This is a genomic window from Pseudomonas sp. ME-P-057 (assembly GCF_030208975.1).
GTDB lineage: Bacteria > Pseudomonadota > Gammaproteobacteria > Pseudomonadales > Pseudomonadaceae > Aquipseudomonas > Aquipseudomonas lutea.
Map to the genome: position 1 here is coordinate 1 of NZ_JARVSX010000047.1, position 26,349 is coordinate 26,349.

General features: G+C 63.1%; 24 protein-coding genes. 7 read left to right on the forward strand and 17 right to left on the reverse strand.

From position 1 onward, the window contains the following. From QRN48_RS23715 to gabT, 4 genes are all read right to left on the reverse strand, one after another. Window positions 1-321, reverse strand: a 321-nt coding sequence (locus QRN48_RS23715) for a hypothetical protein (RefSeq protein ID WP_350310480.1), incomplete at its 3' end; no start/stop codon positions are given. Window positions 322-498: 177 nt separating this feature from the next. Beyond that, window positions 499-987 (reverse strand): Lrp/AsnC family transcriptional regulator, encoded by a 489-nt coding sequence (locus QRN48_RS23720; protein WP_003174918.1) that lies wholly within the window; start codon window positions 985-987, stop codon window positions 499-501. A gap of 44 nt (window positions 988-1,031) precedes the next feature. Beyond that, window positions 1,032-1,676: a 2-haloalkanoic acid dehalogenase gene (locus tag QRN48_RS23725; protein ID WP_285353735.1), complete on the reverse strand. Its 645-nt coding sequence runs from the start codon at window positions 1,674-1,676 to the stop codon at window positions 1,032-1,034. Between the two features lie 61 nt (window positions 1,677-1,737). Then, window positions 1,738-3,042, reverse strand: coding sequence for a 4-aminobutyrate--2-oxoglutarate transaminase (gabT, locus tag QRN48_RS23730; protein WP_285353707.1), 1,305 nt, complete (start codon window positions 3,040-3,042; stop codon window positions 1,738-1,740). Window positions 3,043-3,255: 213 nt separating this feature from the next. Between gabT and QRN48_RS23735 the strand changes: the two genes are divergently transcribed. Continuing rightward, window positions 3,256-4,182 carry a 2-hydroxyacid dehydrogenase gene (locus tag QRN48_RS23735; protein WP_285353709.1) on the forward strand — a complete coding sequence of 309 codons (927 nt, stop codon included), beginning with the start codon at window positions 3,256-3,258 and terminating at the stop codon, window positions 4,180-4,182. Window positions 4,183-4,819: 637 nt separating this feature from the next. On the opposite strand, the gene QRN48_RS23740 is transcribed toward QRN48_RS23735, so the two are convergent. The 12 genes from QRN48_RS23740 to QRN48_RS23795 form a co-directional block, all read right to left on the reverse strand. Next, on the reverse strand, window positions 4,820-5,902 hold the full coding sequence (locus QRN48_RS23740; protein WP_285353710.1) for a tartrate dehydrogenase: 1,083 nt from the start codon (window positions 5,900-5,902) through the stop codon (window positions 4,820-4,822). Between the two features lie 20 nt (window positions 5,903-5,922). After that, window positions 5,923-7,383: an NAD-dependent succinate-semialdehyde dehydrogenase gene (locus QRN48_RS23745; protein ID WP_285353712.1), complete on the reverse strand. Its 1,461-nt coding sequence runs from the start codon at window positions 7,381-7,383 to the stop codon at window positions 5,923-5,925. Window positions 7,384-7,500: 117 nt separating this feature from the next. Next, complete coding sequence (gene argE / locus QRN48_RS23750) at window positions 7,501-8,658, reverse strand: acetylornithine deacetylase (protein WP_285353714.1); 1,158 nt, start codon at window positions 8,656-8,658, stop codon at window positions 7,501-7,503. After that, the gene (locus QRN48_RS23755) at window positions 8,655-9,809 is read right to left on the reverse strand and encodes an NAD(P)/FAD-dependent oxidoreductase (protein ID WP_037011677.1); all 1,155 of its coding nucleotides are present in this window, start codon (window positions 9,807-9,809) and stop codon (window positions 8,655-8,657) included. The genes argE and QRN48_RS23755 overlap by 4 nt, the downstream gene beginning before the upstream one ends. Further along, a complete protein-coding gene (locus QRN48_RS23760) occupies window positions 9,806-11,197 on the reverse strand; it encodes an FAD/NAD(P)-dependent oxidoreductase (RefSeq protein ID WP_285353716.1) in 1,392 nt (463 codons plus the stop codon). Before QRN48_RS23760 ends, QRN48_RS23755 begins: the two co-directional genes overlap by 4 nt. Next, window positions 11,179-11,487 (reverse strand): (2Fe-2S)-binding protein, encoded by a 309-nt coding sequence (locus tag QRN48_RS23765; RefSeq protein ID WP_285353717.1) that lies wholly within the window; start codon window positions 11,485-11,487, stop codon window positions 11,179-11,181. The genes QRN48_RS23760 and QRN48_RS23765 overlap by 19 nt, the downstream gene beginning before the upstream one ends. Then, window positions 11,484-13,325 (reverse strand): ABC transporter ATP-binding protein, encoded by a 1,842-nt coding sequence (locus tag QRN48_RS23770; RefSeq protein ID WP_285353719.1) that lies wholly within the window; start codon window positions 13,323-13,325, stop codon window positions 11,484-11,486. The genes QRN48_RS23765 and QRN48_RS23770 overlap by 4 nt, the downstream gene beginning before the upstream one ends. Before the next feature lies 1 nt (window position 13,326). Then, window positions 13,327-14,202 (reverse strand): ABC transporter permease, encoded by an 876-nt coding sequence (locus QRN48_RS23775; RefSeq protein ID WP_285353721.1) that lies wholly within the window; start codon window positions 14,200-14,202, stop codon window positions 13,327-13,329. Beyond that, on the reverse strand, window positions 14,199-15,155 hold the full coding sequence (locus QRN48_RS23780) for an ABC transporter permease (protein WP_037011688.1): 957 nt from the start codon (window positions 15,153-15,155) through the stop codon (window positions 14,199-14,201). The genes QRN48_RS23775 and QRN48_RS23780 overlap by 4 nt, the downstream gene beginning before the upstream one ends. A 12-nt stretch (window positions 15,156-15,167) precedes the next feature. After that, window positions 15,168-16,805: an ABC transporter substrate-binding protein gene (locus QRN48_RS23785; RefSeq protein WP_037011690.1), complete on the reverse strand. Its 1,638-nt coding sequence runs from the start codon at window positions 16,803-16,805 to the stop codon at window positions 15,168-15,170. A gap of 106 nt (window positions 16,806-16,911) precedes the next feature. Beyond that, the gene (locus QRN48_RS23790) at window positions 16,912-18,186 is read right to left on the reverse strand and encodes an NAD(P)/FAD-dependent oxidoreductase (protein WP_285353723.1); all 1,275 of its coding nucleotides are present in this window, start codon (window positions 18,184-18,186) and stop codon (window positions 16,912-16,914) included. 55 nt (window positions 18,187-18,241) lie between these two features. Then, window positions 18,242-18,910, reverse strand: coding sequence for a haloacid dehalogenase type II (locus tag QRN48_RS23795; protein ID WP_037011693.1), 669 nt, complete (start codon window positions 18,908-18,910; stop codon window positions 18,242-18,244). 521 nt (window positions 18,911-19,431) lie between these two features. Between QRN48_RS23795 and QRN48_RS23800 the strand changes: the two genes are divergently transcribed. Both QRN48_RS23800 and QRN48_RS23805 read left to right on the forward strand, forming a co-directional pair. Next, window positions 19,432-20,283, forward strand: coding sequence for a GNAT family N-acetyltransferase (locus tag QRN48_RS23800; RefSeq protein ID WP_285353725.1), 852 nt, complete (start codon window positions 19,432-19,434; stop codon window positions 20,281-20,283). Window positions 20,284-20,303: 20 nt separating this feature from the next. Continuing rightward, window positions 20,304-21,017: a cupin domain-containing protein gene (locus QRN48_RS23805; protein ID WP_285353727.1), complete on the forward strand. Its 714-nt coding sequence runs from the start codon at window positions 20,304-20,306 to the stop codon at window positions 21,015-21,017. Window positions 21,018-21,582: 565 nt separating this feature from the next. Here QRN48_RS23805 and QRN48_RS23810 read toward each other — a convergent pair. Then, window positions 21,583-22,467 carry a LysR family transcriptional regulator gene (locus QRN48_RS23810; RefSeq protein WP_191945435.1) on the reverse strand — a complete coding sequence of 295 codons (885 nt, stop codon included), beginning with the start codon at window positions 22,465-22,467 and terminating at the stop codon, window positions 21,583-21,585. Window positions 22,468-22,562: 95 nt separating this feature from the next. On the opposite strand from QRN48_RS23810, the gene QRN48_RS23815 reads away from it, so the two are divergent. The 4 genes from QRN48_RS23815 to QRN48_RS23830 are packed head-to-tail and all read left to right on the forward strand — an operon-like array spanning window position 22,563 to window position 26,143. Further along, window positions 22,563-23,699 (forward strand): DSD1 family PLP-dependent enzyme, encoded by a 1,137-nt coding sequence (locus QRN48_RS23815; protein WP_285353729.1) that lies wholly within the window; start codon window positions 22,563-22,565, stop codon window positions 23,697-23,699. Further along, on the forward strand, window positions 23,689-24,123 hold the full coding sequence (locus QRN48_RS23820) for a RidA family protein (RefSeq protein WP_191945437.1): 435 nt from the start codon (window positions 23,689-23,691) through the stop codon (window positions 24,121-24,123). Before QRN48_RS23815 ends, QRN48_RS23820 begins: the two co-directional genes overlap by 11 nt. After that, window positions 24,120-25,301 (forward strand): NAD(P)/FAD-dependent oxidoreductase, encoded by a 1,182-nt coding sequence (locus QRN48_RS23825; RefSeq protein ID WP_191945438.1) that lies wholly within the window; start codon window positions 24,120-24,122, stop codon window positions 25,299-25,301. The genes QRN48_RS23820 and QRN48_RS23825 overlap by 4 nt, the downstream gene beginning before the upstream one ends. Beyond that, a complete protein-coding gene (locus QRN48_RS23830) occupies window positions 25,298-26,143 on the forward strand; it encodes a GNAT family N-acetyltransferase (RefSeq protein WP_285353731.1) in 846 nt (281 codons plus the stop codon). The genes QRN48_RS23825 and QRN48_RS23830 overlap by 4 nt, the downstream gene beginning before the upstream one ends. Window positions 26,144-26,349: the final 206 nt, after the last annotated feature.

A 26,349-nucleotide genomic window follows, 5' to 3' on the forward strand; every position in this document is an offset into this window, starting at 1 on the left:
TACTTGAACTGATCCTCGTTGGAGGTCTGTCCGTCGATGAACGCCTGGCCGGTACTGGTTGTTGAAGTCGCGCAGACGGTTGACGGTCAAGGCGCCTTTCGCCGTGACCAGCCCGCGTTGGTTGTTGAGATCCCCGCCGTTGAGCTCCAGCGTCACGGCGCCGTCACCCAACAGCCGTCCACCGTTCTGGGTCAGGCTCTTGAGCGCGAGGGTCATGTCACCCTTGGCCGAGACTTCACCGCCGTCGCTGGAATCCAGCGACGCAGCGTTCAGGTGCAGCGTGCCCTTGCCGTTGATCAGCCCGGTGGTGCGGTTGTCCAGCGAATCGCGCTGAAAGTTTCATGTTTGAACGAAGCGTCGCTGATGCAACGTGTCGTTCAATGAGGGAGATGAGGATGAAGCGCCGCGAGGCAAGTTTCTGCCGGGCGCTTCTGAAGAAGGTGCGTGAAAAATAAACACTGGGACGTCGAGATTGCCTACAAAACGCCTGAAGTCATGTCAGTGCCGCAGCAGCTTGCGCAGCGGCACGCCGTCCTTGAGCACAGGCGACTTGATGACGATGTAGCTGAAGTACTTCGAGATGCCGATGTTTTTGTCGAGCAGGCTTTCCACCACCTCCTGATAGTGCTGGATGCTGCGGGTCATAAAGCGCACCAGGTAGTCGTAGCCGCCGCTGATCAAATGGCATTCGAGGACTTCATCAACCAGGCGGATGTTGGATTCGAACTTGGCGAAGTCTTCGCGCTTGTGGTCGCTGAGGGTGATCTCGGTGAAGACGGTGACCGAGTCGGTGATCTTGGCCAGGTTCAGATGCGCTTTGTAGCTGGAGATATAACCGGCCGATTCAAGCCGTTTGACCCGTTGCAGGCACGGGCTGGCAGACAGGCCGACGGCATCGGCAAGGCTGACGTTGGTCATCCGGCCGTCCTTCTGCAGTTCGACCAGGATGCTGATGTCGATCCGATCCAGTTTTACGAGCCCTTCCATCACGTACCTCTTGACTGCCGTTGTAAGACAATCTTCTAGCAAAATCAGCGCCGTAAAGACAGCTGATGCTGCGCCACCAGATCGGCCATGCTGTTGATGCAGTACTGCGCCGCACACGGCGATGGCTGACGCGCCCGGTGGCGGCCGATCAAGCAGCGGTCCAGCGCGGCGAAGGGCTCGACCGACGGTCGGGTCACGTGCAGGACCGGTTGCACCTGATCGCCCTGATCGATGAGCCATTGCGGACCTTCGGCCAGGGAAATGAAATCTTCCGGTGCAATTCCCAGTCGCTCGCACAGAAGGTCGCGGTCCTCGGCATCGCGGTCGCCGCGCACCAGCAGTCGATAAAACTTGCGCAGATACAGCATTGCGCCCGGCGCGTCTTCGAACAGTGACCAGTTGCCCGCCGAACGGGCGAAGCTCATGCCCTCCTCCCAACTGGCGTGCAAGCCCCACTTTTCGGCGAGCTGGCGATGGGCGAAACACAACATGCCACTGAAGCCCAGCTCGGCGAAACGGGGATAAAGGGTCGCGATGACGGCGTTGAATTCTTCCAGTACCTGGTCTTTGGCCGGTCGACCGCCACGGCTGTCGAGCAGCGGGTGCAGCGCGGCCCAGACGCCCGAATCGCGATCCACCAGCACTTCGTCGCAATCAATAACCAGCGCTCTGTATTCTGTCAGCCCCAATCCTGTCAGCCCCATCTGGATCAAACCTCCTGGACGCATCTGGCCCGTTGCGGGCAAAGCGCTACTTCGAATTCGAGTTCAAGACCCGTGCCAAGGCGGCGTCGAGGATCTGTAGGGCTTCGTCGACTTGGGCTTCGGTGGTCACCAGCGGCGCAAGGAAGCGCAGCACGTTGCGGTAGACGCCGCATTTGATGACCAGCAAACCGCCGGCGCGGGCCTCGTCGATCACCCGTGCATTAAGGTCGGCATCCGGGGTGCGCGCGGCATCATCCTTGATCAGTTCGATCGCCAGCATGAAGCCGGTGCCGCGTACGTCGCCGATGCGCGGATAACGCGCTTGCAGGCCGAGCAGGCCCTGGCGCAGGCGTTCGCCCAGGAGTTGGCTGCGCGCCAGCAGTTGTTCTTCTTCAAACGCATCGATCACCGCCAGACCTGCCGCGCAGGCCAGCGCGTTACCGCCATAGGTTCCGCCCAAGCCGCCGGGCAGTGGCGCGTCCATGATGTGTGCCTTGCCGACAACCCCCGACAACGGCAAACCACCGGCAAGGCTTTTGGCCACGGTGACGAGATCAGGCTGAATGCCAGAGTGCTGGTAGCCGAACCAGGTGCCGGTGCGGCCGAAGCCGGTCTGGATTTCGTCGAGGATCAACACGATGCCGTGCTTGTCGGCCAAGGCGCGCAGGGCCTGGAGAAACTCCGGCGGCGCGGTGAGGAAGCCGCCGTCGCCCTGCACCGGTTCAATCAAGATGGCGGCGACGCGGTCCGGTGCCACTTGGGTAGCGAGCAATTCGTTCAGGGCATTGATTGCGTCAACACTGCTAACGCCGCGATACGCGTTCGGATACGGCGTATGGAACACCTCCGGCGCAAACGGCCCGAAGTTTTGCTTGTACGGTTGGCTCATGCCGGTCAGCGTGGTGCCGAGCAAAGTGCGTCCATGGAAGCCGCCACGAAAGGCGATAACCGCCGAACGATTGGTGTGGGCGCGGGCAATTTTCACCGCGTTTTCCACCGCTTCAGCGCCGGAGGTGAAGAATGCGGCCTTGTAGGCTTCCTGCCCGCCGATCATCTCGCACAGGCGCTGGGCCAAATCGAGATAAGGCGTGTAAGCCGCCACCTGAAAACAGGCGTGGGAAACTTTTTGCAATTGCGCCTGCACCGCCGCGACCACTTTCGGATGGTTATGGCCAATGTTGAGCACGCCGATGCCGCCGACAAAGTCCAGGTAGCGCTTGCCATCCACGTCCCACAACTCGGCACCCTGGGCGCGGTCGATCACCAGCGGGTGCGCGGTCACCAGGCCACGGGGCACAAACTGCTCGCGCTGACGGAGCAAATGAGGGGTTTCGTCGACTTTGCTGTTCATGGCATTTCCCATCGTGAGTCCGGCAACCGGGAGGCGGTTGCGATGCTGTCAGATTACGGCGTGCGGGCAACGCACTTAGCCGAACTTGGCCCGTGAGACATCCGGATCAACTGTTTTGGCCCCGGCTTTCGACAGATCCTGCGTCGGGCTTGGGGGATGATGGTGCTTGCTCACTTCAACCTCCCTTCCGCCTCTCTTTAGCAGGAAAAGCCCATGGCCTTGCTCTACAAAGCAGACCCCGCGCGCGCGCCACGATGGCGAATGCTGTTCGCCGAACACGCACCGGACATTGAGTGGCGCGCTTGGCCGGACATTGGCAATGCCGAGGAGATCGAGTATTTGGCAGCGTGGCAGGCGCCGGACAATCTGCAGCAGTTGCTGCCCAATCTGAAAGTGCTGTTTGCCTTGTCGGCCGGGGTCGATCAGTTGGACCTGTCGCGTTTGCCGGTGGATCTGCCGGTGGTGCGTCTGCTGGATCCGGGCATCACGAGGGGGATGTGCGAATACGCCACTTGGGCGGTGTTGAGTTTGCATCGCGATATGCTGCGGTATCGCGAGCAGCAGGCGGCACGCTGTTGGCAGGCGCATCTGTTGCAGCCGGCAGAGCACCGGCGTGTGGGGGTGATGGGATTGGGCACCCAGGCGCAGCAGATTCTGGCGACGCTGGCGCCGTTCGGGTTTGCATTGTCGGGTTGGGCGCGCAGTGTTCACGAGATTGAGGGGGTGACTTGTTTTGCGGGTCAGGCGCAGTTGGCGGCGTTTCTGGGGCAGTGCGATATGTTGCTGTGTGTGTTGCCGTTGACGGAGCAGACGGAAGGGATACTGGACCGGAATCTGTTTGCGTTGCTGCCGCGAGGCGCTGGGCTGATCAATATGGGGCGCGGCGGGCATCTGGTGGAGGAGGATTTGCTGGAGGCACTTGAGAGTGGGCAGTTGGGGGGTGCTGTTCTGGATGTGCTGCAGGTGGAGCCGGCGGCGGCGGATCATCCGTTTTGGGATCACCCGCAGGTGGTGCTGACGCCGCATGTGGCGGCGATGACGCAGCCAGCGAGTGCATTCGGGGTGTTGTTGGAGAATATTCGGCGGTTTGAGCGGGGGGAGCGGATGGTGGGTCAGGTAGATCGGAATCGGGGGTATTGAGTTTTCTTAGATCGACATCCAGATCAAAAGCCCGATCAAGATCAAGGGCGCCTGCCTGGGGGCAGACTGTTTCGCCTTCGGCGAGTTACCTGGAAAGGTCGAAAGTCGCACCATCCCCAAGTAACCAAGGGTGCTTGCTCCTGGTTGGGCTCCTCCTTCGTCGGAGTACCCTTACTTCGACGACGCTCCGTGGGCCCGCGCCGAACGGACATCCATGTCCTGACGGCGCGCTCGCCGCATCCATGCGGCTCGACCCACTGCGCGTCGTCTAAGTTCGGCCTGCACCCAAGTCGCGATTAGTGGTGTCTGGACTGTTTGTGTATGAGAATCAAAAGCAGATCAAGGGCTTCCCGGCTGAAGCCGGTCCCACTGACACCGCGCATGTTTTTAGTGGGACTGGCTTTAGCCGGGAAGAGGCCAGTGCACTGGTGATCAATTTTTGGGGTGTGCCGTGTGACGCCTTTCCGGCTAAAGCCAGTCCCACTGACACACCGCGCATATCCATAGTGGGACCGGCTTCAGCCGGGAAGAGGCCCGCGCAATCGCTACCAATTTCCGGTGTGGCATCCGCCTTCCCGGCTAAAGTCGGTGCCACTAAGCGTCAAAAGCCGGTCCCACTGAAACACCGCGGCCGGCCCTAAACCAACCTCTCGGCAATCGCCGCCCCGACGTCTTGCGTCGTCCCCTTCCCGCCCAGGTCCGGCGTGATCGGTCCTTCGGCAATCACTTCTTCAATCGCCCTCAATATCCCGTCATGGGCCGCGCGGTAGCGTTCGTCGCCGTTGCCGAGGAAGTCGAGCATCAGCGCGCCGGACCAGATCATCGCGATGGGGTTGGCGATGTTCTGCCCGTAGATGTCAGGCGCAGAGCCATGCACCGGTTCGAACAGCGAGGGGAAGCGCCGTTCCGGGTCGAGATTGGCCGAGGGCGCGATGCCGATGGTGCCGGCGCACGCCGGGCCGAGGTCGGACAGGATGTCGCCGAACAGATTCGACGCCACCACCACATCAAAGCGGTCCGGCTGCAAGACGAAGCGTGCGCAGAGGATGTCGATGTGCTGCTTGTCCCACGTCACCTCGGGGTAGTTCGCCGCCATCAGTGCCGTACGCTCGTCCCAGTACGGCATGCTGATGGAGATGCCGTTGGACTTGGTCGCCGCCGTCAGGCGTTTGCGCGGGCGGGTCTGAGCGAGTTCGAAGGCGAACTTGAGGATGCGGTCGACGCCACGGCGGGTGAACACCGATTCCTGCAGCACGAACTCGTGGTCGGTGCCTTCGAACATCTTGCCGCCTACGGACGAATATTCGCCCTCGGTGTTTTCGCGGATGACGACGAAGTCGATGTCGCCCGGTTTGCGCCCGGCCAGCGGACAGGGTACGCCGGGGAACAGGCGTACCGGACGGATGTTCACGTACTGGTCGAAGTCCCGGCGAAACTTGAGCAAGGACCCCCAGAGAGAAATGTGGTCCGGGACCTTGTCGGGCCAGCCGACCGCGCCGAAGTAAATCGCGTCATAGCCTTTTAGCTGCGCGAACCAGTCATCGGGCATCATCTGTCCATGCGCCAGGTAGTAGTCGCAGTGGGCCCAGTCGAGCACATCGATGCTCAGGTTCAGTTGCCATTTCCTGGCCGCCTGCTCCAGTACCCGCAACCCTTCCGGCAGGACTTCCTTGCCGATGCCATCGCCTGCAATCGCGGCGATCCTGAATGCCTTGCTCATGCTGCGCCCCTCGGGATGAATCAGTTCAAGCCGCCGATGTGGAAGGCTTTGACTTCAAGGTACTCGTCCAGGCCGTATTTGCTGCCTTCGCGGCCGAGGCCCGATTGTTTGATGCCGCCGAAGGGCGCGACTTCCATCGAGATGATCCCGGTGTTGAGGCCGACCATGCCGAATTCCAGCGCCTCACCAAAACGCCACGAGCGCTTGAGGTCCTGGGTGAAAAAGTAGGCGCCCAAGCCAAATGGGGTGGCGTTGGCCAAGGCCAGCGCCTCAGCTTCATCAGTAAAGCGCATCAACGGCGCCACCGGGCCGAAGGTTTCCTCATTCGCCAACAACATCCCGGCGTGGACCTCAGCCAGCACAGTGGGTTGCACGAACTGGCTGCCGCCTGCGGGAATCGCGCCGCAGAGCAGTTTCGCGCCCTGACTCAGGGCATCGTCGATGTGCCGAGCTACCTTGCTGACCGCCGCAGGGTTGATCAGCGGGCCGATGGTCACGCCCTCTTCCAGGCCGTTGCCGACCTTGAGTTTGCCCACCTCCTCCACCAGCCGCGCGGCGAAGCGGTCGTAGATGCCCGCCTGCACCAGGATGCGGTTGGCGCACACGCAGGTTTGTCCGGCGTTGCGAAACTTGCTGATCATCACCCCGGCCACGGCCTGTTCCAGGTCGGCGTCGTCGAACACCACAAACGGCGCGTTGCCGCCCAGTTCCAGGCTCAGGCGCTTGATGTGTTCGGCGCTCTGGCGCATCAGCAGGCGGCCGACGGCGGTGGAGCCGGTGAAGGAGATCTTGCGTACCGCCGGGTTGCCGGTGAGTTCTGCACCGATGCCGGCGGGCATCCCCGTGAGGACGTTGAATACGCCGGCTGGAATGCCGACGCGCTCGGCCAGGACCGCCAGCGCGAGGGCCGACAGCGGCGTGAGGTCAGACGGCTTGACGATGACCGGGCAACCGGCTGCCAGCGCCGGCGCGCATTTGCGGGTGATCATCGCGTTGGGGAAATTCCACGGGGTGATCGCGGCGCAGACACCCACGGGTTGCTTGAGGGTCAGCAGACGGCGGTCGCCACTGGGGGCCGGCATGGTTTCGCCGTAGACCCGGCGCGCTTCTTCCGCGAACCATTTGACGAAGCCGGCGCCGTAGCGGATCTCGCCCTTGGCCTCGTTCAGCGGCTTGCCCTGCTCGCTGGTCATGATCAGCGCGAGGTCATCGAGGTGGTCGATCATCGCCTGAAACCAGCGCTCCAGCAGCGCTGCGCGTTCTGCCGCCGGGCGCGCACGCCAGGCCGGCCAGGCGAGTTCGGCCGCTTCGACGGCGCGGCGGGTATCGATTGCGTCCATGGCCGGGACCTGCGCAAGCAGGTCGCCCGTGGCGGGGTCGCGGACTTCAAGGGTGGCGCCGCTGTCGGCGGCGATCCATTCACCGTTCACGTAGGCGCGTTCAGCCAGCAGGCCGGGGTCTTGCAAGCGATTCTTGAGCATGGTCGAGTCCTGATCCGAGACAGATTCCAGTCTAGGGATCTGGCTCGGCGGAGGATGCCGAAAGCGCCTTCAAACCAGCGTGCCGTGCTGAAATTCAACGCAGGACGGCAGGCTCTGCTACGCCTTCAGCGAGCCCAGCAAACCTTGCAAAAAGCGTTCACCGGCGTCCATCTGGCTGACCTCGATAAACTCGTCCGGCTTGTGCGCCTGCTCGATGGACCCCGGGCCACACACCACCACCGGCACATCGAGGCGCTGCTTGAACAAGCCCCCTTCGGTGCCAAACGAGACCTTGTTCATGCCGGTGTCCGGCGCGGCAAATTGCTTGAGGAAGCTCACCGCCTCGACGGTGGGGTGGGTGTCGAGACCAGGGTAGACGTTGATGGTTTCGATCTCGATGGCCGCCACGCTCGAAAGCTTCTGCGCCTCACGCACAATCACTTCGGCACGCTCGCGCATCTGCTCGATGAATTGATCCAGGTTATCCGCCGGCAGGTTGCGCACTTCGAAATCCAGGGTGCACAGGTTCGGCACGATGTTCAGCGCCTTGCCGCCGCTGATCTGGCCGACATGCACGGTGCTGTAGGGCACGTCGTAGTCAGTGTCCTGCGCGCCGTGCTGTTGCAGGTGCTGTTGGCTCTCACGCAGCGAGGCGATGAAGTCGCAGGCCACATGAATGGCGTTGACCGAACGCGGCGCCAGGGAAGAATGCGCCTCCTGGCCCCGGCAATGGGTGCGGTAGGACCCCTTGCCCTTGTGGCCCAGTACAAACTGCATGTTGGTCGGTTCGCCGACCACGCAGAGAAACGGCCGCACAGGGGTCAGGTGCAGCACGTCGAGCAAGCGTCGCACGCCCACGCAACCGATCTCCTCGTCATGGGACAACGCCAGTTGCAGCGGGCGGTTGAGTGAGTGCTCTGCCGCGTCGAGCATGGCGTCGATGGCCAGGGCGATGAAGCCCTTCATGTCGCAGCTGCCACGGCCATAAATGCGCCCGTCCTGCACGGTGGCGGCGAACGCTGGAAAGGTCCATGCCTGCCCCGCCGCCGGCACCACGTCGGTGTGCCCGGAGAGCAGCACGCCGGGCTGGTCCTTCGGCCCGGTGCTGGCGAACAGGTTGGCTTTTTTGCCACTCTGATCCTTGACGATCAGCGACTCGACGCCCTTGCTTAGCAGCAGGTCGCGGACGTACTCGATCAACGCCATGTTGGACTCTGACGACACCGTTTCGAAGGCCATCAGCCGTTTGAGAATCTCGAGGACGCGGGGTTTCATGAGGCTTGGCTCCGTTGCTCGGCAGGAAGGGCAAAACGCGTGATGGAAAATGGCTCGACGGGCGTTGTGGTGCTGCCGGTGGCGAGCAGTTCGGCCATCACGTCACCGACCCCCGGGCCCAGTTGAAAACCGTGGCCGCAGAAGCCGAAGGCGTAGAACAATCCCTCGACCGTGCCGCTGGCCCCCATGATGGGCAGCGAATCGGGCAGGTAGCCTTCGATACCGCTCCACACGCGGATGATGTTCAGGTTCTGCACGCCCGGCAGCAGACGGCGCATCTGTTCGATCTGATTGACAATGCTGCGCGGCTCGACATAAGCGCGACGGTTGAGCATGTCCGGTTTGCTGCGAACGCCACCGCCGATAACAATATTGCCGCGGGGGATCTGGCGGAAGTAGATCACCTCCTCCGGAATCTTCGTGTACACGCCGATTACCGTCGGCAACGCGTAGGGCACCGGCTCGGTGACGGCCATCTGCGGGCCATGGGTATCCAGCGGCACCGGTTCGCCGAATTGCGCCGAGAGCTTCTGGCCCCAGGCGCCAGCGGTGATTAACAGCTGCGCGGCCTGATACCGGCGGCCGTCGGTGGTGGTAACGTGGAAGTCACCGCCGACCTTCTCGACCTCGGCCACTTCCGTGCGCTCTTCAATCTGCGCCCCCAGCCGTCGGGCGGCGCGGGCAAAGGCCGGCGCGGCGAGGCGCGGATTGGCGTGGCCGTCGTGGGGCGCGTGCGAGCCGCCTTTAACGTCTGCGCCGAGGAAGCCAAAACGCTGGTGCAGCTCGGCGCCGCGGTAGATTTTCAAATCCAGCTGCTCGGCTTCCGGCGCAGCCGCATAGGCCTCCAGCTCGGCAATTTCGTCCTCGCGATAACACACGCGCATGTGCCCGCTGGGGATGAACTCAAGGTCGTCGTCGATCAGTTCCGGCAGGCGTTTCCACAGCGCCCACGAGCGGTTGGCCAGCGCCAGTTGCCCAAGGAATCGCCCTTGTCGACGCACGTTGCCGAAGTTGACGCCGCTGGCGTACTGGCCGATCTGATCACGCTCCAGGAGGATCACCGACTGCCCGCGCCGGCGCAGAAAGAACGCTGTCGCCGCGCCCATGAAGCCTCCGCCGACAATCACCACATCTGCTTTTTGCACGCTCACAGCGACACCTCCTCGATGAGCATCGACAATGGTTTGACCGGCGCCTGCCCGCGCTGGCGACCGACCTCCTGCACCTGCACACCCGCTTCTGCGGCAATCACCTCGGCACCCGCCTGGGAGCAATAACGCCCTTGGCAGCGGCCCATGCCGACGCGGCTGAAAGCCTTGGCTCGGTTGACTTCACAAGCGCCCTTCTCGTTGACCGTGCGGCGTAATTCGCCGGCCGTAATCATCTCGCAGCGGCAAATGATGGCGCTGTCAGGCAAGGCCTTCGCTTGTTCGCCGGGCCAGGGAAAGGCTTCGGCCAGGCCCAGACGAAACTGGTCCATCACCGCCAGCGCCTGTTGTTGTTCATCGCGCAGCCCGGCATTGAACGGTTGCTTGAGGTCTTCAAGCATCGCCAGGGCCACGCGGCGTCCGGCGAGCTCGGCAGCATCGGCGCCACGAATCTTCGCCCCGTCGCCGGCGGCATACACGCCGCTCACCGAAGTACGACCGGCCTCGTCGGTCGCCAGCCACCATTGGCTGGAAGCCTGATCGAAGGCCATGGTGCAACCGGCCAGGTCACCCAGCTGGGTTTCCGGACGCAGGTGATAACCCAGGGCGACGGCATCCGCCTGCACGGTCACGGCTCGGCCGCCGCGGGTGGTGAAACGTACCCCGGCCACGCCATTGGCAGCATCACCCAGTACCTGCTGCGGCTTGACGCCCAAATGTACCGGCACTTTGGCCTGGTACAACTGCGCCAGGAATTTCATCCCGGTCCACAATAAACCTGGCCGCGCCAACAGTTTGGGCAGGGCTTTGACGCGCAGACTGAAGGGCGAGGTGTCGAGGACCGCCGCCACAGTGGCGCCGGCTTTGACGTACTGACTGGCGACCAGATAAAGCAACGGCCCGCTGCCCATGAAGACCACGCGATGGCCAATGGAAACGGCCTGATTTTTCAACGCGATCTGCGCCCCGCCCAGGCTGTAGGTGCCCGCCAGTTGCCAGCCTTCGACGGGCATCAGCCGGTCGGTGGCGCCGGTGCAGAGAATCAGCGCGTCGTAGTCCAGCGTGCTGTGACGGCCCTGACTGACGCAGCACAACTGCCCCGGCGTGAGGTTCCAGACCAAGGTGTCGGGTCGGTAATCGATGGCGCCGCGCAGGCGGTCGAACGTCTGGTGCAGGTCTTTGGCTTTGTCGGCTTCGCTGCCATACAAGGCGGAATAATCACGGGTGAAGCCGTCTGGCTGGCGGCGGTAGATCTGTCCGCCGTCGCGGCGGTTTTCGTCCACCAGAATCGGTTTGATGCCCGCCGCGAGCAGGGTTTCGGCACAGCGCACACCGGCAGGCCCCGCGCCCACGATAACGACCCGATGGGAACTCAGCTGTGAAGTGGCCATGTCGCCTCCGGTTGTGTGGTGACGATGTCCAGGCCGTCGCGGACTTCATTGGAGCAGGCGCGCAGGCGCTCACCACCGCGGGTCCAGACCCAGCAATCCTGGCATGCGCCCATCAGGCAGAAACCGGCGCGTCGGCCACTGTCGAATTCCGACTGACGCAGCGCCGCGCCCTGGGTAAGCAAAGCGACCATCAGCGTGTCGCCCTGCAGTGCTTGGACCTGCGCGCCATCCACGGTCAGCTTGACCGTCGGCCGGCCCTGTTCGGCCAGCCTCACAAAACGCCCTTTCATGCATATGCTCCCAAGCTGGTAAGGGTAACGCCGCGCTGGGTGGCCAGCAGATCGGCGCCGTCGCGGTGACAGAGAATTTCGCTGCCGTTGTCCAGCGTACGGCGCTTCGGCGCGGTCCGATTGCACAGCCCGTCGACGCGCACCGGGCAGCGATTGAGGAAGGTGCACAGCTCAGGCAGGTTGGCCCGCTCGCCGATCGGAGGCAGCTCGCCATGGGTGGCGCCGCAGGTTTCCAGCCAGCCCTGGCGCAGTTCCGGCACCGAGTGAATGAGCAGGTCGGTGTACGGATGGTACGGTGCCTCGGTAAACGACTCGCGGCGGCCGGCGTGGACTTTGTGGCCGCTGTACATCACCACGATGTCATCGCACAGCGCGCGCACGGTGGAGATGTCATGGCTGATAAACAGGTAGGACACCCCCAGTTGCTGACGCAGGTCGCGCAACAGTTCGAGAATCGCCGCGCCGACCACTGTGTCGAGGGCCGAGGTGACTTCATCGCAGAGGATCAGGTCGGGCTTGGCCGCCAGCGCCCGGGCCAGGTTGACCCGCTGCTTCTGCCCGCCCGACAGTTCATTGGGCCGGCGGTCGGCCATGTCCCGCGGCAGGCGCACCAGGTCGAGCAGCTCGCCGATGCGCGCCTGCAATGCCGAACCCTTGAGGCCGAAATACATTTTCAGCGGGCGACTGAGGATGGTTGCGACGCTGTGCATCGGATTGAGCGCTGTGTCGGCGTTCTGGAAGACCATCTGGATCCGCCGAAACTGCTCCGGCGTGCGCTCGGACAGGCTGCCACCCAAGGGCTGGCCGTCGAACGTCAGGCCGCCGAGGGCCGGGGTCAGCAGCCCCGCCACTACCCGCGCCAGGGTCGATTTGCCCGAACCCGACTCACCGATCACGCCAATGGCCTGACCCCGCCGCACCGTCAGGTCGATGTCTTCGAGCACGCGGATGGCCGGCATGCCGTGCAGGTTTTTGTTGCCGTAGCCGGCGGTCAGGCCTGTGATTGTAAGCAACGGCGCCTCTTCGGCAACGCCGCAGGGCGGGCGAATGCGCGTGTCGGGGCGCGCCGCCGCCAGCAGGCTGCGGGTGTATTCGTGGGTCGGTGCCTTGAGCAGCGGCGCGGTGGCGCTTTGTTCAAGGATCTGCCCGCCGTTGAGCACCACAATCTGATCGGCCATTTGCGCGACCACCGCCAGGTCGTGGGACACGTAGACCGCCGTGGCGCCGCGCTCACGCACCACACGCTTGAAGGCCCGCAGCACGTCGATCTGGGTGGTCACGTCCAGCGCCGTGGTCGGCTCATCCAGCACCACCAGCAACGGGTCGCTGATCAGCGCCATCGCCGCCATTACCCGTTGCAGTTGCCCGCCGGACACTTGGTGCGGGTAGCGACGGCCAATGCGTTCCGGGTTCGGCAAGGCCAGGTCGTGGAACAGGCCGATGGCCTTGGCTTCCAGCTCCGCGCGGGTGCCAAGGCCATGGATCAACGGGCCTTCGACCACTTGATCGAGGAGCTTTTTCGCCGGGTTGAACGCTGCAGCAGCGCTTTGCGCGATGTAGGACACGCGATTGCCGCGCAGGCCCTGCAGCTGTTTTTCGCTCAGGGCGAGCATGTCGTGGTCGCCGACCTGCACCACGCCGCCGGACAACCGGCAGCCGCGCCGCGCATAACCGAGCAAGGCCAGGGCAATCGTGGTTTTGCCGGAGCCGGACTCGCCGATCAGCGCCAGCACTTCGCCTCTTTCAAGGGCAAAGCTAACCCCTTTGACGATTTCAACCTCTTGGCCCGGATCACCCGCTACCACGCGCAAGTCTTCGACGCGAATCAATTGAGTCATATCAATGGCCTCCCGAGCGCCGACCACGTCGGGACGACAGGTAGTCGATCAGCAGATTGACGCCGATGGTCAGCGTGCCAATGGCCAGCGCCGGAATGATGATCGCCATTGCGCCCTGATTGAGGCCGCCGATGTTTTCCCGCACCAGCGAACCCAGGTCGGCGTCCGGCGGCTGCACGCCAAGGCCCAGAAAGCTCATGCCGCTGAGCAACAACACGATGTAGCCGAAGCGCAGCCCCAGGTCCGTGAGCACCGGATTGAGCATGTTTGGCAGAATTTCACGGCACGCCACGTACAACTTGCTTTCGCCCCGTGTGCGCGCCACTTGCACGTATTCGAGCGCTTCGATGTTCACCGCCATGCTGCGGGCCACCCGGAACGAACCGGGGATGTAACTGATGACCGCCGTGCAGATCAGCAGCGTGACTGACGAGCCAAAGGCCGAGACCATGATCAGCGCGAGCATTTTGCTGGGGATCGATATGAAGGCGTCCATGATCCGGCTGATGATTTCGTCCAGCCACTTTGGCGACACCACTGACAGCAGCGCGCAACCGGTGCCCAAGGTGCTGGCCAACAGCGCCGCCACCAGCGACAGGCCGACGGTGAAGCGCGCGCCCACCAGCACCCGGCTGAGCATGTCGCGGCCCAGGTAATCGGTACCAAACGGATGCGCCAGCGTGAAGCCTTCGAAGATGTTGTCGGAGACCACTTCGCCGACCGGGTGCGGCGCCACCCAAGGGCCCAATAGCGCCACCAGCAGCCAGATCACGCAGACGGCGGCGCCGACCAGTCCCAGCCAGGGCGGGTTGCCGGAGACTTTGGCCAGGGCCAGAGCAGAAGATGCAGGCCTGGATTTCGCAATGAGCGGGTTCATTGGTTTCTCAGCCTCGGGTTGGAGAGGATGGCGCACAGGTCGGCAAGTAACACCAACGCCAGATAGGCCGCGCAGAACAGCATGGTGCAGGCTTGCACCAGGGCCATGTCGCGGTTGGTTACGGCATCGACCATCAGGCTGGCGATACCGGGGTAATTGAAGATGGTCTCGACGATCACCACCCCGCCCAGCAGGTACGACAGGCTCAGGGCGATGGCGTTGGCAATCGGTCCAATCGCGTTGGGCAGGGCGTGCCGCAGCACGATGCGGATCGGGCTCACGCCTTTGAGACGGGCCATTTCCACGTAGGGGCTGTCGAGCTGGTCGATGACGGCAGCGCGGGTCATCCGTGCCATCTGCGCCACGATCACGCAGCACAGGGTCATCACCGGTAACGCATAGGTGCGCAAAAATTGCAGCGGCGAGGTGATGTCGGTGGCATAGGACAGCGCCGACAGCCAACCGAGGTTGACCGCGAAAATCAGCACCGCCAGGGTCGCCACCAGAAACTCCGGCACCGCGACCATGGCCAGGGTGATGAAGCTCAGGCAGCTGTCGATGCGCCCGCCCCGGCCCATGGCCGAACCGATGCCGAGGATCAGCGCCAGAGGCACAGACACCAGCGCCGTGGCGGCCGCCAGCATCAGCGTATTCGGCACACGGCCGGCCATCAATTCACCCACCGGCATGGCGTTGGACACCGACTGGCCCATGTCGCCGGTCAGCAGGCTCATCAACCAGTGCAGGTAGCGCAACACGCCGGGTTGATCGAGCCCCAGTTTCAGGCGCAGCGCCGCCACCTGTTCCGGGGTGGCGAACTGACCGAGGGATTGCTGCGCCGCGTCGCCCGGCAGCACGGCCGTGATCGCGAAGACGACCATCGACACGATCAATAAGGTCACGATCCCGGCACCGAAGCGCCGGCAGATCAACCACAGCGTATGGCTATTCATCGCACAGCCTCCTCAAGCGTCCAGCCACACCTGTTCGGCGAACATGTAACCCATGAAGCCGCCCAACGGGTTGGAGTCGTAGCCCTTGATGCGCTGGTCGACGCCGTCGATGTTGCTGATGAACACCGGTACGCCGATGCCGCAGTGATCGTGAACCAGCGTTTGCATGTCGCCATACATCCTGGCGCGCTTGGCGTCGTCGGTTTCGCCCCGTGCCAGCATCAGCAACTGGTCGAACTGGTCGTTCTGCCACCCGGACTCGTTCCACGGCGCCTTGGACTGGAAGAACTGCGAGAACATCACGTCGGCATTAGGCCGCGGGTTGATGTTGCCGAAGCTCAACGGATGCTTCATCCAGTGGTTGGACCAATAGCCGTCGCTGGGCAGACGGTTCACGTCCAGCTTGAGCCCGGCCTGTTTCGCCGACTGCTGCAGCAGCACGGCGATGTCCACCGAACCGGTGGCGGCAGGCGACGCCATGACCGGCATAGTGATGCTTTCCATGCCGGCTTTCTTCAGCAGGAACCTGGCTTTTTCAGGATCGTAAACGGTCTGCGGCAAGTCAGTGTTGAAGTAGCGCGACCCTGGGGCAATCGGGTGATCGTTGCCGACCACGGCGAAGCCACGGAACACGGCTGACTTGACCTGTTCGCGGTCCAGCAACAGCTTCATGGCCTGGGTGAATTCCGGGCTTTTGCCGGGCAACTGGTCCTGGCGAATGATCAAATCAGTGTAGTTGCCCGACGGCGCATCGACGACGCGGTGTTTGGGGCTTGCAGCAATGCGCGTGGTGGAGCGCGGGTTAACCTCGTTGATCATGTGTACGTCGCCGGACAGCAGCGCATTGACCCGCGACGGCTCGTCGCCAATCGCGATGAACTCGATCTCGTCAAGGTAGGGCAGGCCCGGTTTCCAGTAGTTCTTGTTGCGCACGGCCACCGAACGCACACCCGGCTTGAACTCGCCGACGGTGAACGGCCCGGTGCCGATGCCTTTGTTGAAGTCGGTGGTGCCCTCGGGAACGATCAGCAGGTGTGACACGGCGAGGATCGACGGCAGTTCGGCGTTCGCGGCGCTGAGGCGAATCTGCACCTCGTTAGGGCCGGTGGCCTTGATCTCGGCAAACTGCTCCATCAGCGGCATGACCTTGGAACCGGTCAGCGGGTCCTTGTGGCGGCTGAGGGAGAACACCACGTCGGCGGCGCTGAGGCCCTTGCCGTTGTGGAACGTCACGTCCTTGCGCAAGGTGATGGTCCACAGCGTGGCATCTACGTTGTCGATGCGCTCGGCCAGCTCCAGCTGCGGCACCAGATGCTTATCGAAACGGGTCAGGCCGTTGTAGAACATGTACTGACGGGCATAGTCGGTGGACAGCGCACCCTTGGCCGGGTCGAGGGTGTCGGCGGTGGAACTGGACATGCCGGCCACACGAATCTTGCCGCCAGGCTTGCCCTTGCCGCCGGCGGTGGCTTCTTCGGCGAACAGTTTGCCGGCGCTGCCGAACAGGCTGCCCGCCCCCGCTGCAGCGACGCCAGCCAGGCCGAGCATCTGCAAGGCGTTGCGCCGCGACATGCCGCGATTGAGGCCTTCAAATACCCGCAGGCTGTCTGGGCCGGAGATAAGCTCGGGGGTGTCTTTGTGGTCAGTCATATCAGGCTACCTGTCGATGATCGGGATATTCGAGTGCTCACGGATGTCCGGAGCGTCCTGGAAACGCAAACGACGGTGACGCTACAGCGGCGAGTCAGTGCATGATTCAGTGCAGATAGTCCTGCAAGCGGTAATAGGCGCCCACAAACGGCAGAAACCAGGGCTTGCCGAAGTGCCCGGGGATCGCCGGCCATTCCAGCTCACGCCAGGGATTGGCCGCCGCGTTGCCGGCCATGACCTCAGCCATGACCTGGCCCATGTGCACCGACATCTGCACGCCATGGCCGCTGTAACCCATGGAATGAAACACGCCGCCGTGCTGGCCGGCGCGGGGCAGACGGTCGGACGTCATGTCCACCAGGCCGCCCCAGCAATAGTCGATCTTCACGTCGGCCAATTGCGGAAACATCTGAAGCATTGCCGCCTGCAGCACCTTGCCGCTCTTGGCGTCGGACACGCCGTCGGACATGGCAAACCGCGCGCGGCCGCCAAACAGCAGGCGGTTGTCCGGGGTCAGGCGGAAGTAGTTGCCGATCATCCGGCTGGTGACGTACGCCCGATGCTGCGGCAACAACTGGTCGATCAGCGCCTGAGGCAAGACTTCTGTGGCGATGACAAAACTGCCCACCGGCACGATCCGCCGGCGGTACCAGCCAAGGTCCCCGTGCTGGCAAGCGCCGGTCGCCAACAGCACCTGACCTGCCTGCAGCGAACCCTTGGCGGTGTTGACCTGATAACCGCCAGCCTTGGGCTTCCAGTCCTTGACCGGGGTGTGTTCGTAGACCATTGCGCCGCAGCGGGCAGCGGCTTCCGCCAGCCCGACACCAAAACGGCCGACGTGCATCTGAACGCCATTACGCTGCAACAGGCCACCGTGAAACTGCGCCGAGTTGACTTCGGTACGGGTTTGCTCGGCATTCAGCAGCTCGACATCGGCGTCCACCTCCTGACGGATCAGCTCGCAGGTGCGAGCCAGGCCTTCGTAATGCAGGGGTTTGGCCGCCAGTTTGAGCTTGCCGTTGCGCACCAGATCACAGGAGATTCCTTCCTGCTCGACCAGCGAAACCACGGTCTGCACCGCGCTTTCATAGGCCTGGTAATAGGCACGCGCTTTGGCCGCACCGAGGCTGGCGTGCAGACCGGCGTAGTCCTGCGCCACGCCGGTATTGCACTGCCCGCCGTTGCGCCCCGAGGCTTCGCCGATCACGCGACCGGCGTCCAGCACCACCACGCTGGCACCCTTGAGCGCCAACGCACGTGCTGCCGACAGGCCGGTGAATCCACCGCCGATCACGGCCACGTCGACCTGCCCGGGCAAGCCGCCGAGTTGGGCACCGGTGAAGGCCGGTGCGGTGTCGAGCCAATAGGATTCACTGCCCATCTTTAACCCCTTGCGTCAAAACCTGCGTGCCGAAAACCGGTAGACGGTGCCTGAGTTACAGCCCCACCAGCGCCGGCAGTCCGCCGATGTCGGTAATTTGCTGATACTCGAAGAACGCATTCGCCGGTACTTCATGCCCACGGGCCACGAAGGCCTTGTGCTTGATCTTCATGTCGTGGGCCGACATCAGGTCGTAACGGAAGCTGGAAGACACATGCAAGATGTCTTCCGGGCCGCAGCCGAGGTTGTCGAGCATGAATTCGAACGCGGCCAGACGTGGCTTGTAGGCCTGGGCCTGCTCGGCGGTGAAGACCTTGTGGAACGGCGCGCCGAGCTTGTCGACGTTGGACATGATCTGGCTGTCGCTGGCGTTGGAGAAGATCACCAGGGGAATCTTGTCGGCGATCTTCGACAGACCGGCCGGCACGTCGGCATGGGGACCCCAGGTCGGCACTGCGTCGTAATACAGCTGGCCTTCATCACGGTACTCGACGCCCCAACGTTTGCAGGTTCGGGCCAGGGCGGTCTTGAGAATGACGTCGTACGGCTGCCAGTCGCCCATTACCTGATCGAGCCGGTAGGCCGAAAAGTCTTTGACGAACTGGTCCATCTGTTCAGGCTTGACGCGGTCGGCGAAGAGCTCGCGGGTCATGGTGCCCATGTGGAAGTTGGTGAGCGTGCCGTAGCAGTCGAACGTAATGAATTTGGGACGAAGAAAGCTCATTGAGTGCGGTCCTGAAGTCAGTTGAGTGTGGCAAGCGTTCGCTGCCCTGGCGGCGCGGCGGCCTCGTTGCAGCACAGGTTCATTACATCACTGTGAAATCAGCATATGCCGTCTAAAACGACCCGTGCTCAATACAAACCACCGTTTTGGTGGCTGGCCTCAGCAGACTTTGCGGTGCGCGCCAGGCTTGGGCGGGGCCTGTGTTTGTGCGCTTTTAGGGGGCTTTTCCGGGGATTGCAGCGTGGGAAGGCTTAAGAATGGGGCTTGCGGCGGCAGATAATGTGGCGAGGCGGCTCGATCGCCTGCACGCAGAGCGCAGGATCGATCATCGGGGCTGAAACGATAAAATCCGGGCTTGGCATTTGCTGCCGCACTCGCCCCGGATTTAAGTACGAAGTAGGGTCCCGTCCCCCGGCGCGGGACGAATCTGCCGAATATGCCAAGGCCCCTTGTCAGCCCTCGCATCAGGTGGGATACAGGCCTCCAGCGCTTACCTGAATACTGCATAACGGAGCCTCGCCATGTCCGCCCTGCCACACCCTTCTTATACCTACCGCCCCATGACCGTGGCTGACCTGCCCGCCGCCCACGACCTGTCGGTGCAACTGAAGTGGCCCCACCGCCTGGACGACTGGGCCATGTTGCATCGGGTCAGCGACGGCTTCGTGGTGATGGACGGCGGCCGCCTGATCGGCAGCGCCTTTGTCTGCCCTCAAGGTGATTTCGCAACCATCGGCCTGGTAATCGTCAGCAATGATTATCAGGGCCAGGGCATCGGCCGTCGCTTGATGGAGATGGCCCTTGCCGCATGCGAGCCGCGCACGCCGACCCTCAATGCCACCGTTGCCGGCAAGCCGTTATATGCCAGCCAGGGTTTTGTTGAGTTTGGTCGGGTGCAGCAGCATCAAGGCCAGGCCATCGTGCCGGCATTGGTGGAGCTGGCGGGCGGCGAAACCTGCCGTGCCCTTAATGCTGACGATCATGCCGCCCTGCTCGCCCTCGCCAACGCCGCCAGCGGCCTGGACCGCAGCGACGTGTTGCGCGACCTGCAAGTGGAGCACGCCGTGGGCATCGAGCGTGACGGTCAACTGCGCGGCTTCGCCCTGCTGCGGCCGTTCGGGCGCGGACGCTGCATCGGGCCGGTGGTGGCGGAGAACAGCCATCAGGCCAAACACCTGATCGCCGTTTTGCTGGCGCAGGTGCCGGACGCTTTTGTGCGCATCGACATCCCCGTGGCGTGCGGCCTCAGTGACTGGCTGGAAGCAGCAGGCCTGAAGAACATCGACACCGTTGTTCAGATGGCGCGGGGCACGCCGCCCGAGTCCAGCCAGGGCATCCAACCTTTTGCGCTGATCACTCAGGCGATCGGCTGATTCCCTACGGAGCGTTACCCATGTCTACTCCCGGTATTTTGCTGTTGGCGCGTGCTGATGGCAGCGGCGTTGCGACGTCGTTTAGCTCGGCGCCGTTAAGCGCGCGTGATCCCTTCGCCGAGGCACGAAAGGTGGCGTGGCGAGGCGACGATGGTGTGTCTGCCGGTGTTGTGCGGTTCAGCGGCGATGCCTTGATTGAGGATTTTCCCTATAGCGAGACGCTGGTGGTGCACGCCGGGCATGTGGTGTTGAGCAGTGCGGACCAGACGCTTGAGTTGGGCATCGGGGGCAGCGCGGTGATTGGCCGTGGCAGTCGCGTCACGGTGCAGGCGAGCGCTGGCAGCGAATGGGCATTTTGTGCGGTGGATGTGGAAAACGCACCGGTGCGCCCCGGGTTGACGCTGTTGCCGGCGCATCTGTGGCTGGATCCGTCTGCGACGCTGGAGCCGCCGATTTTGATTGGACCGGCGCCGCAGTGTCGGGCGTTGAGTCTGTTTGATGATGCGGTGACGGAGTTTAAGGTGGGGATTTGGGATTCGACGCCGTATCAGCGCCATGGTCGTGCGCACCGGTTGCATGAGTTGATGCATCTGTTGGAGGGGAGCGTGACGCTGGCCGATGAGGCAGGTGTTGAGGTGACGGTTAATGCGGGTGATACGGTTTTTGTGGCGAAGGGGGCGTTTTGTGCGTGGACGAGTGCGGTTTACGTTCGCAAGGTATATGCGGTGAAATAAGCGTTTTTTCAGATCAAGATCAAAAGCGTCGGCCTAACGGCCTCGGGTTTCGCCTTCGGCGAGTTACTTTTAAAAAGCCGGGAGCCGGACCAACTAAAAGTAACCAAAAGTGCCTGCTCTCGGTTGGGCCCCTCTTCGTCAGGGTTCCTTCACTTCGGTCTCGCTCCGTGGGCCCGCCGCCATCCATGCCGCTCGGCCCACTCCACGAGACCTGCGTTCAGCCTGCACCCAAGTCGCGATTGGCGGTGTTTGGGCTTTTTGCGTATGAAGATCAAAGGCAGATCAAAGGCAAATCAAAAGCTTCCCGGCTGAAGCCGGTCCCACTGAAAAACGCCGACACCTTGTGGGACCGGCTTTAGCCGGGAAGCCTTTGATCCCGATCGTATCGATCGTTCCCACGCTCCGCGTGGGAATGCATCCCCTGACGCTCCGCGTCACCGGCCTCACCGGTCTCGCTGGCTCCACGCGGTGCTTTTTAGTGGGACCGGCTTTAGCCGGGAAGAGGCAAGTCGCAGCGCCGCCGATGTTGCGCTGTAACGCCTGCTTCCCGAGCAAACTTCATCACTCATACCTTCATCGCATCTTCCAGAAATGCCACCAATGCCTGCACCCGCGGGCTGCGCAGTTTGCGTGAGGGTACGAGGAGGTTGACGGGGGCGCTGTCGAAGTTCCAGTCGGCGAGGACGCGGATGAGGTTGCCACTGGCGATGGCGTCGCTGACGTCCCATTGCGAACGTAGCACCAGTCCCAGGCCTTGCTCGGCCCAGCGGCGGGCGACGCTGCCGTCGTTGGTCAGCAACGCCGGTTCGATGCGCAAGGTTTTGCGGGCGGTGCCTTTTTGCAGGTGCCACAGGGTGACGTCTTCATCGTTCTCGCGGATGCAGATACAGCGATGGGCGCCAAGTTGGTCCGGTGACGCCGGTTCGCCGTGTTCTTGCAGGTAGGCCGGGCTTGCGCACAGCCAGCGGTCGTTGGGGGAAAGTTGCCGCGCGGTCCACAGGCTGTCGTTGAGGTGGCCGATGTGGATCACGGCATCGCTGTCATGGCGGTCCGGCCAGGGGGTTTCGCGCAGATCAAGGTGCAGGCACAACTGCGGATGGAGCCTGATAAACCGTGCCAGCAGCGGCGCAACGCGCTGCCGCCCGAAGCCAAATGGCGCCGCCAGCCGCAATGTGCCGACCAGCCTTTCGTCCTTTTGCCGGAAGGATTCCGGGAGCGCTTCGAGCTGTTCCAGCAACAACGCGCTTTCCCGTGAGAAGCGTTCCCCGTCGGCCGTCAGGCTCAGGCGGCGGGCGTCGCGGTTGGCCAGGGCCAGGCCCAGCCGCGTCTCCAGTTTACGCAGCCGCATGGACAACGCAGGCGGTGAGACATTCAGGAGCCTGGCCGCCGCGCTCAGGGATTCGGCACGGCTCAGGGCGACCGCCAGGCGCAGATCTTCGATGGAGATCATTCACTTTTACTTAATGACTGATGAGGCTGAATTGAACCACACCTTAACGGCCGCTGCGTAGAGTGCAGCCTGTTCCCCGCCACCCGAGATCTGTCATGTCTACGCTGATCACCTCTCTCGACACGCCCGCTGCCCTGGTGGACGTCCCGCGCATGCAGCGCAATATCCAGCGCATGCAGCAGCGCATGGAAGGCCTCGGCGTGCGTCTGCGTCCCCACGTCAAGACCAGTAAATGCCTGCCGGTAATTCACGCGCAGATCGCAGCCGGCGCCAGCGGCGTCACGGTCTCCACACTGAAAGAAGCCGAACACTGTTTCAGCCAAGGCATCGACGATGTGTTGTACGCGGTCGCCATTGCCCCCGGCAAATTACCCCAGGCGCTGGCGCTACGGCGCGCTGGCTGCAACCTAAGCGTGCTGACCGACAGCGTTCAGGGCGCGCGGGCGATCGTCGCGTTTGCGCGTGAGCACGATGAGGCCTTGCCTGTCTGGATTGAGGTTGACTGCGACGGCCATCGCTCGGGCCTCGCCGCTGAAGACCCTGCGCTAATCGACGTGGCGCGCATCCTCAGTGAAGGCGCCGTGCAACTGCGCGGAGTGATGACCCACGCCGGTTCAAGCTACCAACTTGATAACACCGAAGCCCTGCAAGCCCTCGCCGAACAGGAGCGCGCCCTGTGCGTGCACGCGGCTGAGCGTATTCGCAAGGCCGGAATCGCCTGCGCGGACGTGAGCATCGGTTCCACCCCCACTGCCCTCTCGGCGCAGAATCTGGACGGCGTGACTGAAGTGCGCGCCGGGGTTTATGTGTTCTTCGATCTGGTCATGCACAACATTGGTGTCTGCCAGACCGAAGAGTTGGCGTTGAGCGTGCTGACCACGGTGATCGGCCATCAGCTGGCCAAAGGCTGGATTATCACCGATGCCGGCTGGATGGCCATGAGTCGTGATCGTGGCACCCAGCGTCAGCGCCACGATTTCGGTTACGGCCAGGTCTGCAGCGAAGCGGGCGACTGGATTGACGGCGCGCGGGTCACTGGCGCCAATCAGGAGCACGGCATTATCACGCTGGGCGACACCTGCCATGCAGACTTGGCCGCGCTTTTCCCCATCGGTAGCCGTTTACGCATCCTCCCCAACCACGCGTGCGCGACCGGTGCGCAATTCCCGCACTATCACGCCCTCGACGCCAACGGCGCGGTGCACACCTGGAGTCGCCTGCATGGCTGGTGATCTCGACGTCATTCATACGGTCCACGCAGCGGCACCGGGCGGTCACTACTCGCAGGCGATTGCCCATGGCGGCGTCCTTTACGTGTCCGGGCAATTGCCGGTGCGCGCCAATGGCGAGCACAGTGCCGATCAGCCGTTCGAGGTGCAGGCCTCGATTGCGCTCGACAACCTGATCGCGATTCTTCGCGAAGCAGGCTTGAGCCCCGGTGACTTGCTGAAAGTCACCGTCTACGTGGTGGGCATCGAACACTGGCCAGCCTTTGACCGCCTCTATGCGCACTGCCTGGGCGAGCATCGGCCGGCCCGCGCCGTGGTCCCGGTCCCGGTCTTGCATCACGGTTACCTGATCGAAATCGAAGCGGTAGCCCGCGAACTGCAACCGCCTCACCTGCTACCCCGAAACCTGCAAAAAGAGCCTTCATGAACCCGCAGAAAAGCGATGTGCTGGTGATTGGCGGCGGCGTCATGGGCGCCTCGTCGACGTTTTTCCTGCAGCGGCGCGGCCGCGCTGTGACGTTGCTGGAACGCGACCAGATTGGTCAGTACGCCAGCGGCGTGAACTTCGGCAACGTGCGCCGACAAGGGCGCTATCTGGGCCAGCTCGAACTGGCCAACCGCTCATGGGGCCTATGGAAACGCCTGCCGGAGCTGATCGATGACGACCTCGAATTCATCCCCAGCGGGCACATGCGCGTGTGTTACCGCGAAGATGAGATTGCCGAGCTGGAGGCCTACGCCGCGGCCCCGGAAGCCGAGCAACTGGACCTGAAAATCTATCGTGGGGCCGAGCTGCGCGCGCGTTTTGGTTTTCTTGGGCCCGAGGTCAGGGGCGGTTCGTATGCGCCCCATGACGGTCACGCCAACCCGCGTCTGGCGGCCCCGGCCTTTGCCCGCGCGGCGCGTCGGCTCGGCGCACGAATCGAAGAATGCACTGAGGTCGCCGACGTGCAAAAGGTCGGCGAGCAGTTTCATGTCACCACCACAGACGGCCAGCTGTTTGTTGCCGAGCAACTGTTGATCACCGCGGGCGCGTGGGCGACCAAACTGTCTGAACAGTTCGATGAACCGGTGCCTCTGGAGCCCAACGGCCCGCAGATGTCGGTGACCGAGCCTGTGCCCTATGCCTTGCCCACGGTGATCGGCGTGTTCACCAAAATCAAAGAGGAGGTGATCTATTTTCGGCAGATCCCGCGCGGCAACATCATCATCGGCGGCGGCAACCGCTGCGCGCCCGACATGGTCAACCGCCGGGCTTTTTTCAAGCCCGAAAGCCTGCTCAATCAGATGCGCCAGATGCAGCGGCTGGTACCGGGTGCCGAGAAACTCAACATCATCCGCACCTGGAGCGGCATCGAAAGTTACACGCCGGATTCTCTGCCGGTCATGGGCCCGAGTGGCATGGTGGACGGGCTGTTCTACGCCTTCGGGTTCTGCGGCCATGGTTTCCAGCTAGGCCCGGGTGTTGGCGATGTGATGGCCGAACTGATCAGCACCGGCAGCACCAGCACGTCCATCAGTCCCTTTGACATCCGCAGGTTTACCCAGCCATCGCTGGTGCCGCAACTGGCGAACAGCAGCCTTGTTACAGGAAAACTCGTATGAGCGACGCCTACCGTTATCGCACCGCCACAGCGGCCGACATGCCCGCCGCTCACGCGCTCTCCGTGCACTTGAAGTGGCCCCATCGCGAGGAAGATTGGGCGATGGTGCAGCGCACCTCCGAGGGCTTCGTCGCCGAACACCACGGTCAATTGGTGGGGGTGGCGTTCGCATGCCATCAGGGCGCGTATTCCTCCATCGGCCTGGTGATCGTCAGTGACCGGCACCAGAGCAAAGGCATCGGCCGCCAGCTGATGAAGCTGTGCCTGGACGCCGCAGCGCCGCGCACGCCGATTCTTAATGCGACTGAATCCGGGTCGCCGCTGTATGTGAGCATGGGTTTCGTCGAATACGCGCGGATTCAACAGCATCAGGGCGTGCCGCAAACCACGCAGACCGTGGCTGCAACGGGGGATGATCGCTGCCGCGAACTGGCCCGGGACGAATACCCGCAGTTAATCGAACTGGCCAATGCCGGCAGCGGACTGGACCGCACGGCCGTCTTGAATGAGCTGCTGCCGACGGCGGAATGTGTGGCGGGCATCGGAGTGCGCGGGCAACTGAAAGGCTGCGCCCTGCTCCGCCGTTTCGGCCGCGGGTATCTTATTGGTCCGGTGGTTGCGCAAAATCTGCAGCGGGCGCAGCAGATGATTTCGTATTTGCTGGCGCTGACCCCCGGCGCGTTTGTGCGTTTCGATGTTCTGGCTGAGTGCGGTCTGGTGGATTGGCTGGAAAGCCTGGGACTGCCATGCGTTGATCGAGCACCGCGCATGGTGCTGGGTGAACCGCCGCAGTCACGGGATGGGATTGCCCAGTTCGCGATGGTGACCCAGGCGATTGGGTGAGTACTGCCAAGTACTCCGCGATTTATGGGACCGGTTTTACCCCGCAAAGCGTCGGCAGTCACGCCGTTAAATGGATGTCGCTCGCACTGGCCTCTTCCCGGCTAAAGCCGGTCCCACTGACATCAAAAGCGGCGTGCACACTGCCACTGACGCAGCACGCTGCCTTTAGTGGGACCGGCTTTAGCCGGGAAAGCGTCAGGCGTCAC

What these genes read in the sequence shown, in the direction of transcription:
- QRN48_RS23720 (WP_003174918.1), bottom strand. Translation starts at nt 987, where the DNA reads ATGGAAGGGCTCGTAAAACTGGATCGGATCGACATCAGCATCCTGGTC.
- gabT (WP_285353707.1), bottom strand. Translation starts at nt 3,042, where the DNA reads ATGAACAGCAAAGTCGACGAAACCCCTCATTTGCTCCGTCAGCGCGAG.
- QRN48_RS23735 (WP_285353709.1), top strand. Translation starts at nt 3,256, where the DNA reads ATGGCCTTGCTCTACAAAGCAGACCCCGCGCGCGCGCCACGATGGCGA.
- QRN48_RS23740 (WP_285353710.1), bottom strand. Translation starts at nt 5,902, where the DNA reads ATGAGCAAGGCATTCAGGATCGCCGCGATTGCAGGCGATGGCATCGGC.
- QRN48_RS23745 (WP_285353712.1), bottom strand. Translation starts at nt 7,383, where the DNA reads ATGCTCAAGAATCGCTTGCAAGACCCCGGCCTGCTGGCTGAACGCGCC.
- argE (WP_285353714.1), bottom strand. Translation starts at nt 8,658, where the DNA reads ATGAAACCCCGCGTCCTCGAGATTCTCAAACGGCTGATGGCCTTCGAA.
- QRN48_RS23760 (WP_285353716.1), bottom strand. Translation starts at nt 11,197, where the DNA reads ATGGCCACTTCACAGCTGAGTTCCCATCGGGTCGTTATCGTGGGCGCG.
- QRN48_RS23765 (WP_285353717.1), bottom strand. Translation starts at nt 11,487, where the DNA reads ATGAAAGGGCGTTTTGTGAGGCTGGCCGAACAGGGCCGGCCGACGGTC.
- QRN48_RS23770 (WP_285353719.1), bottom strand. Translation starts at nt 13,325, where the DNA reads ATGACTCAATTGATTCGCGTCGAAGACTTGCGCGTGGTAGCGGGTGAT.
- QRN48_RS23775 (WP_285353721.1), bottom strand. Translation starts at nt 14,202, where the DNA reads ATGAACCCGCTCATTGCGAAATCCAGGCCTGCATCTTCTGCTCTGGCC.
- QRN48_RS23780 (WP_037011688.1), bottom strand. Translation starts at nt 15,155, where the DNA reads ATGAATAGCCATACGCTGTGGTTGATCTGCCGGCGCTTCGGTGCCGGG.
- QRN48_RS23785 (WP_037011690.1), bottom strand. Translation starts at nt 16,805, where the DNA reads ATGACTGACCACAAAGACACCCCCGAGCTTATCTCCGGCCCAGACAGC.
- QRN48_RS23790 (WP_285353723.1), bottom strand. Translation starts at nt 18,186, where the DNA reads ATGGGCAGTGAATCCTATTGGCTCGACACCGCACCGGCCTTCACCGGT.
- QRN48_RS23795 (WP_037011693.1), bottom strand. Translation starts at nt 18,910, where the DNA reads ATGAGCTTTCTTCGTCCCAAATTCATTACGTTCGACTGCTACGGCACG.
- QRN48_RS23800 (WP_285353725.1), top strand. Translation starts at nt 19,432, where the DNA reads ATGTCCGCCCTGCCACACCCTTCTTATACCTACCGCCCCATGACCGTG.
- QRN48_RS23805 (WP_285353727.1), top strand. Translation starts at nt 20,304, where the DNA reads ATGTCTACTCCCGGTATTTTGCTGTTGGCGCGTGCTGATGGCAGCGGC.
- QRN48_RS23810 (WP_191945435.1), bottom strand. Translation starts at nt 22,467, where the DNA reads ATGATCTCCATCGAAGATCTGCGCCTGGCGGTCGCCCTGAGCCGTGCC.
- QRN48_RS23815 (WP_285353729.1), top strand. Translation starts at nt 22,563, where the DNA reads ATGTCTACGCTGATCACCTCTCTCGACACGCCCGCTGCCCTGGTGGAC.
- QRN48_RS23820 (WP_191945437.1), top strand. Translation starts at nt 23,689, where the DNA reads ATGGCTGGTGATCTCGACGTCATTCATACGGTCCACGCAGCGGCACCG.
- QRN48_RS23825 (WP_191945438.1), top strand. Translation starts at nt 24,120, where the DNA reads ATGAACCCGCAGAAAAGCGATGTGCTGGTGATTGGCGGCGGCGTCATG.
- QRN48_RS23830 (WP_285353731.1), top strand. Translation starts at nt 25,298, where the DNA reads ATGAGCGACGCCTACCGTTATCGCACCGCCACAGCGGCCGACATGCCC.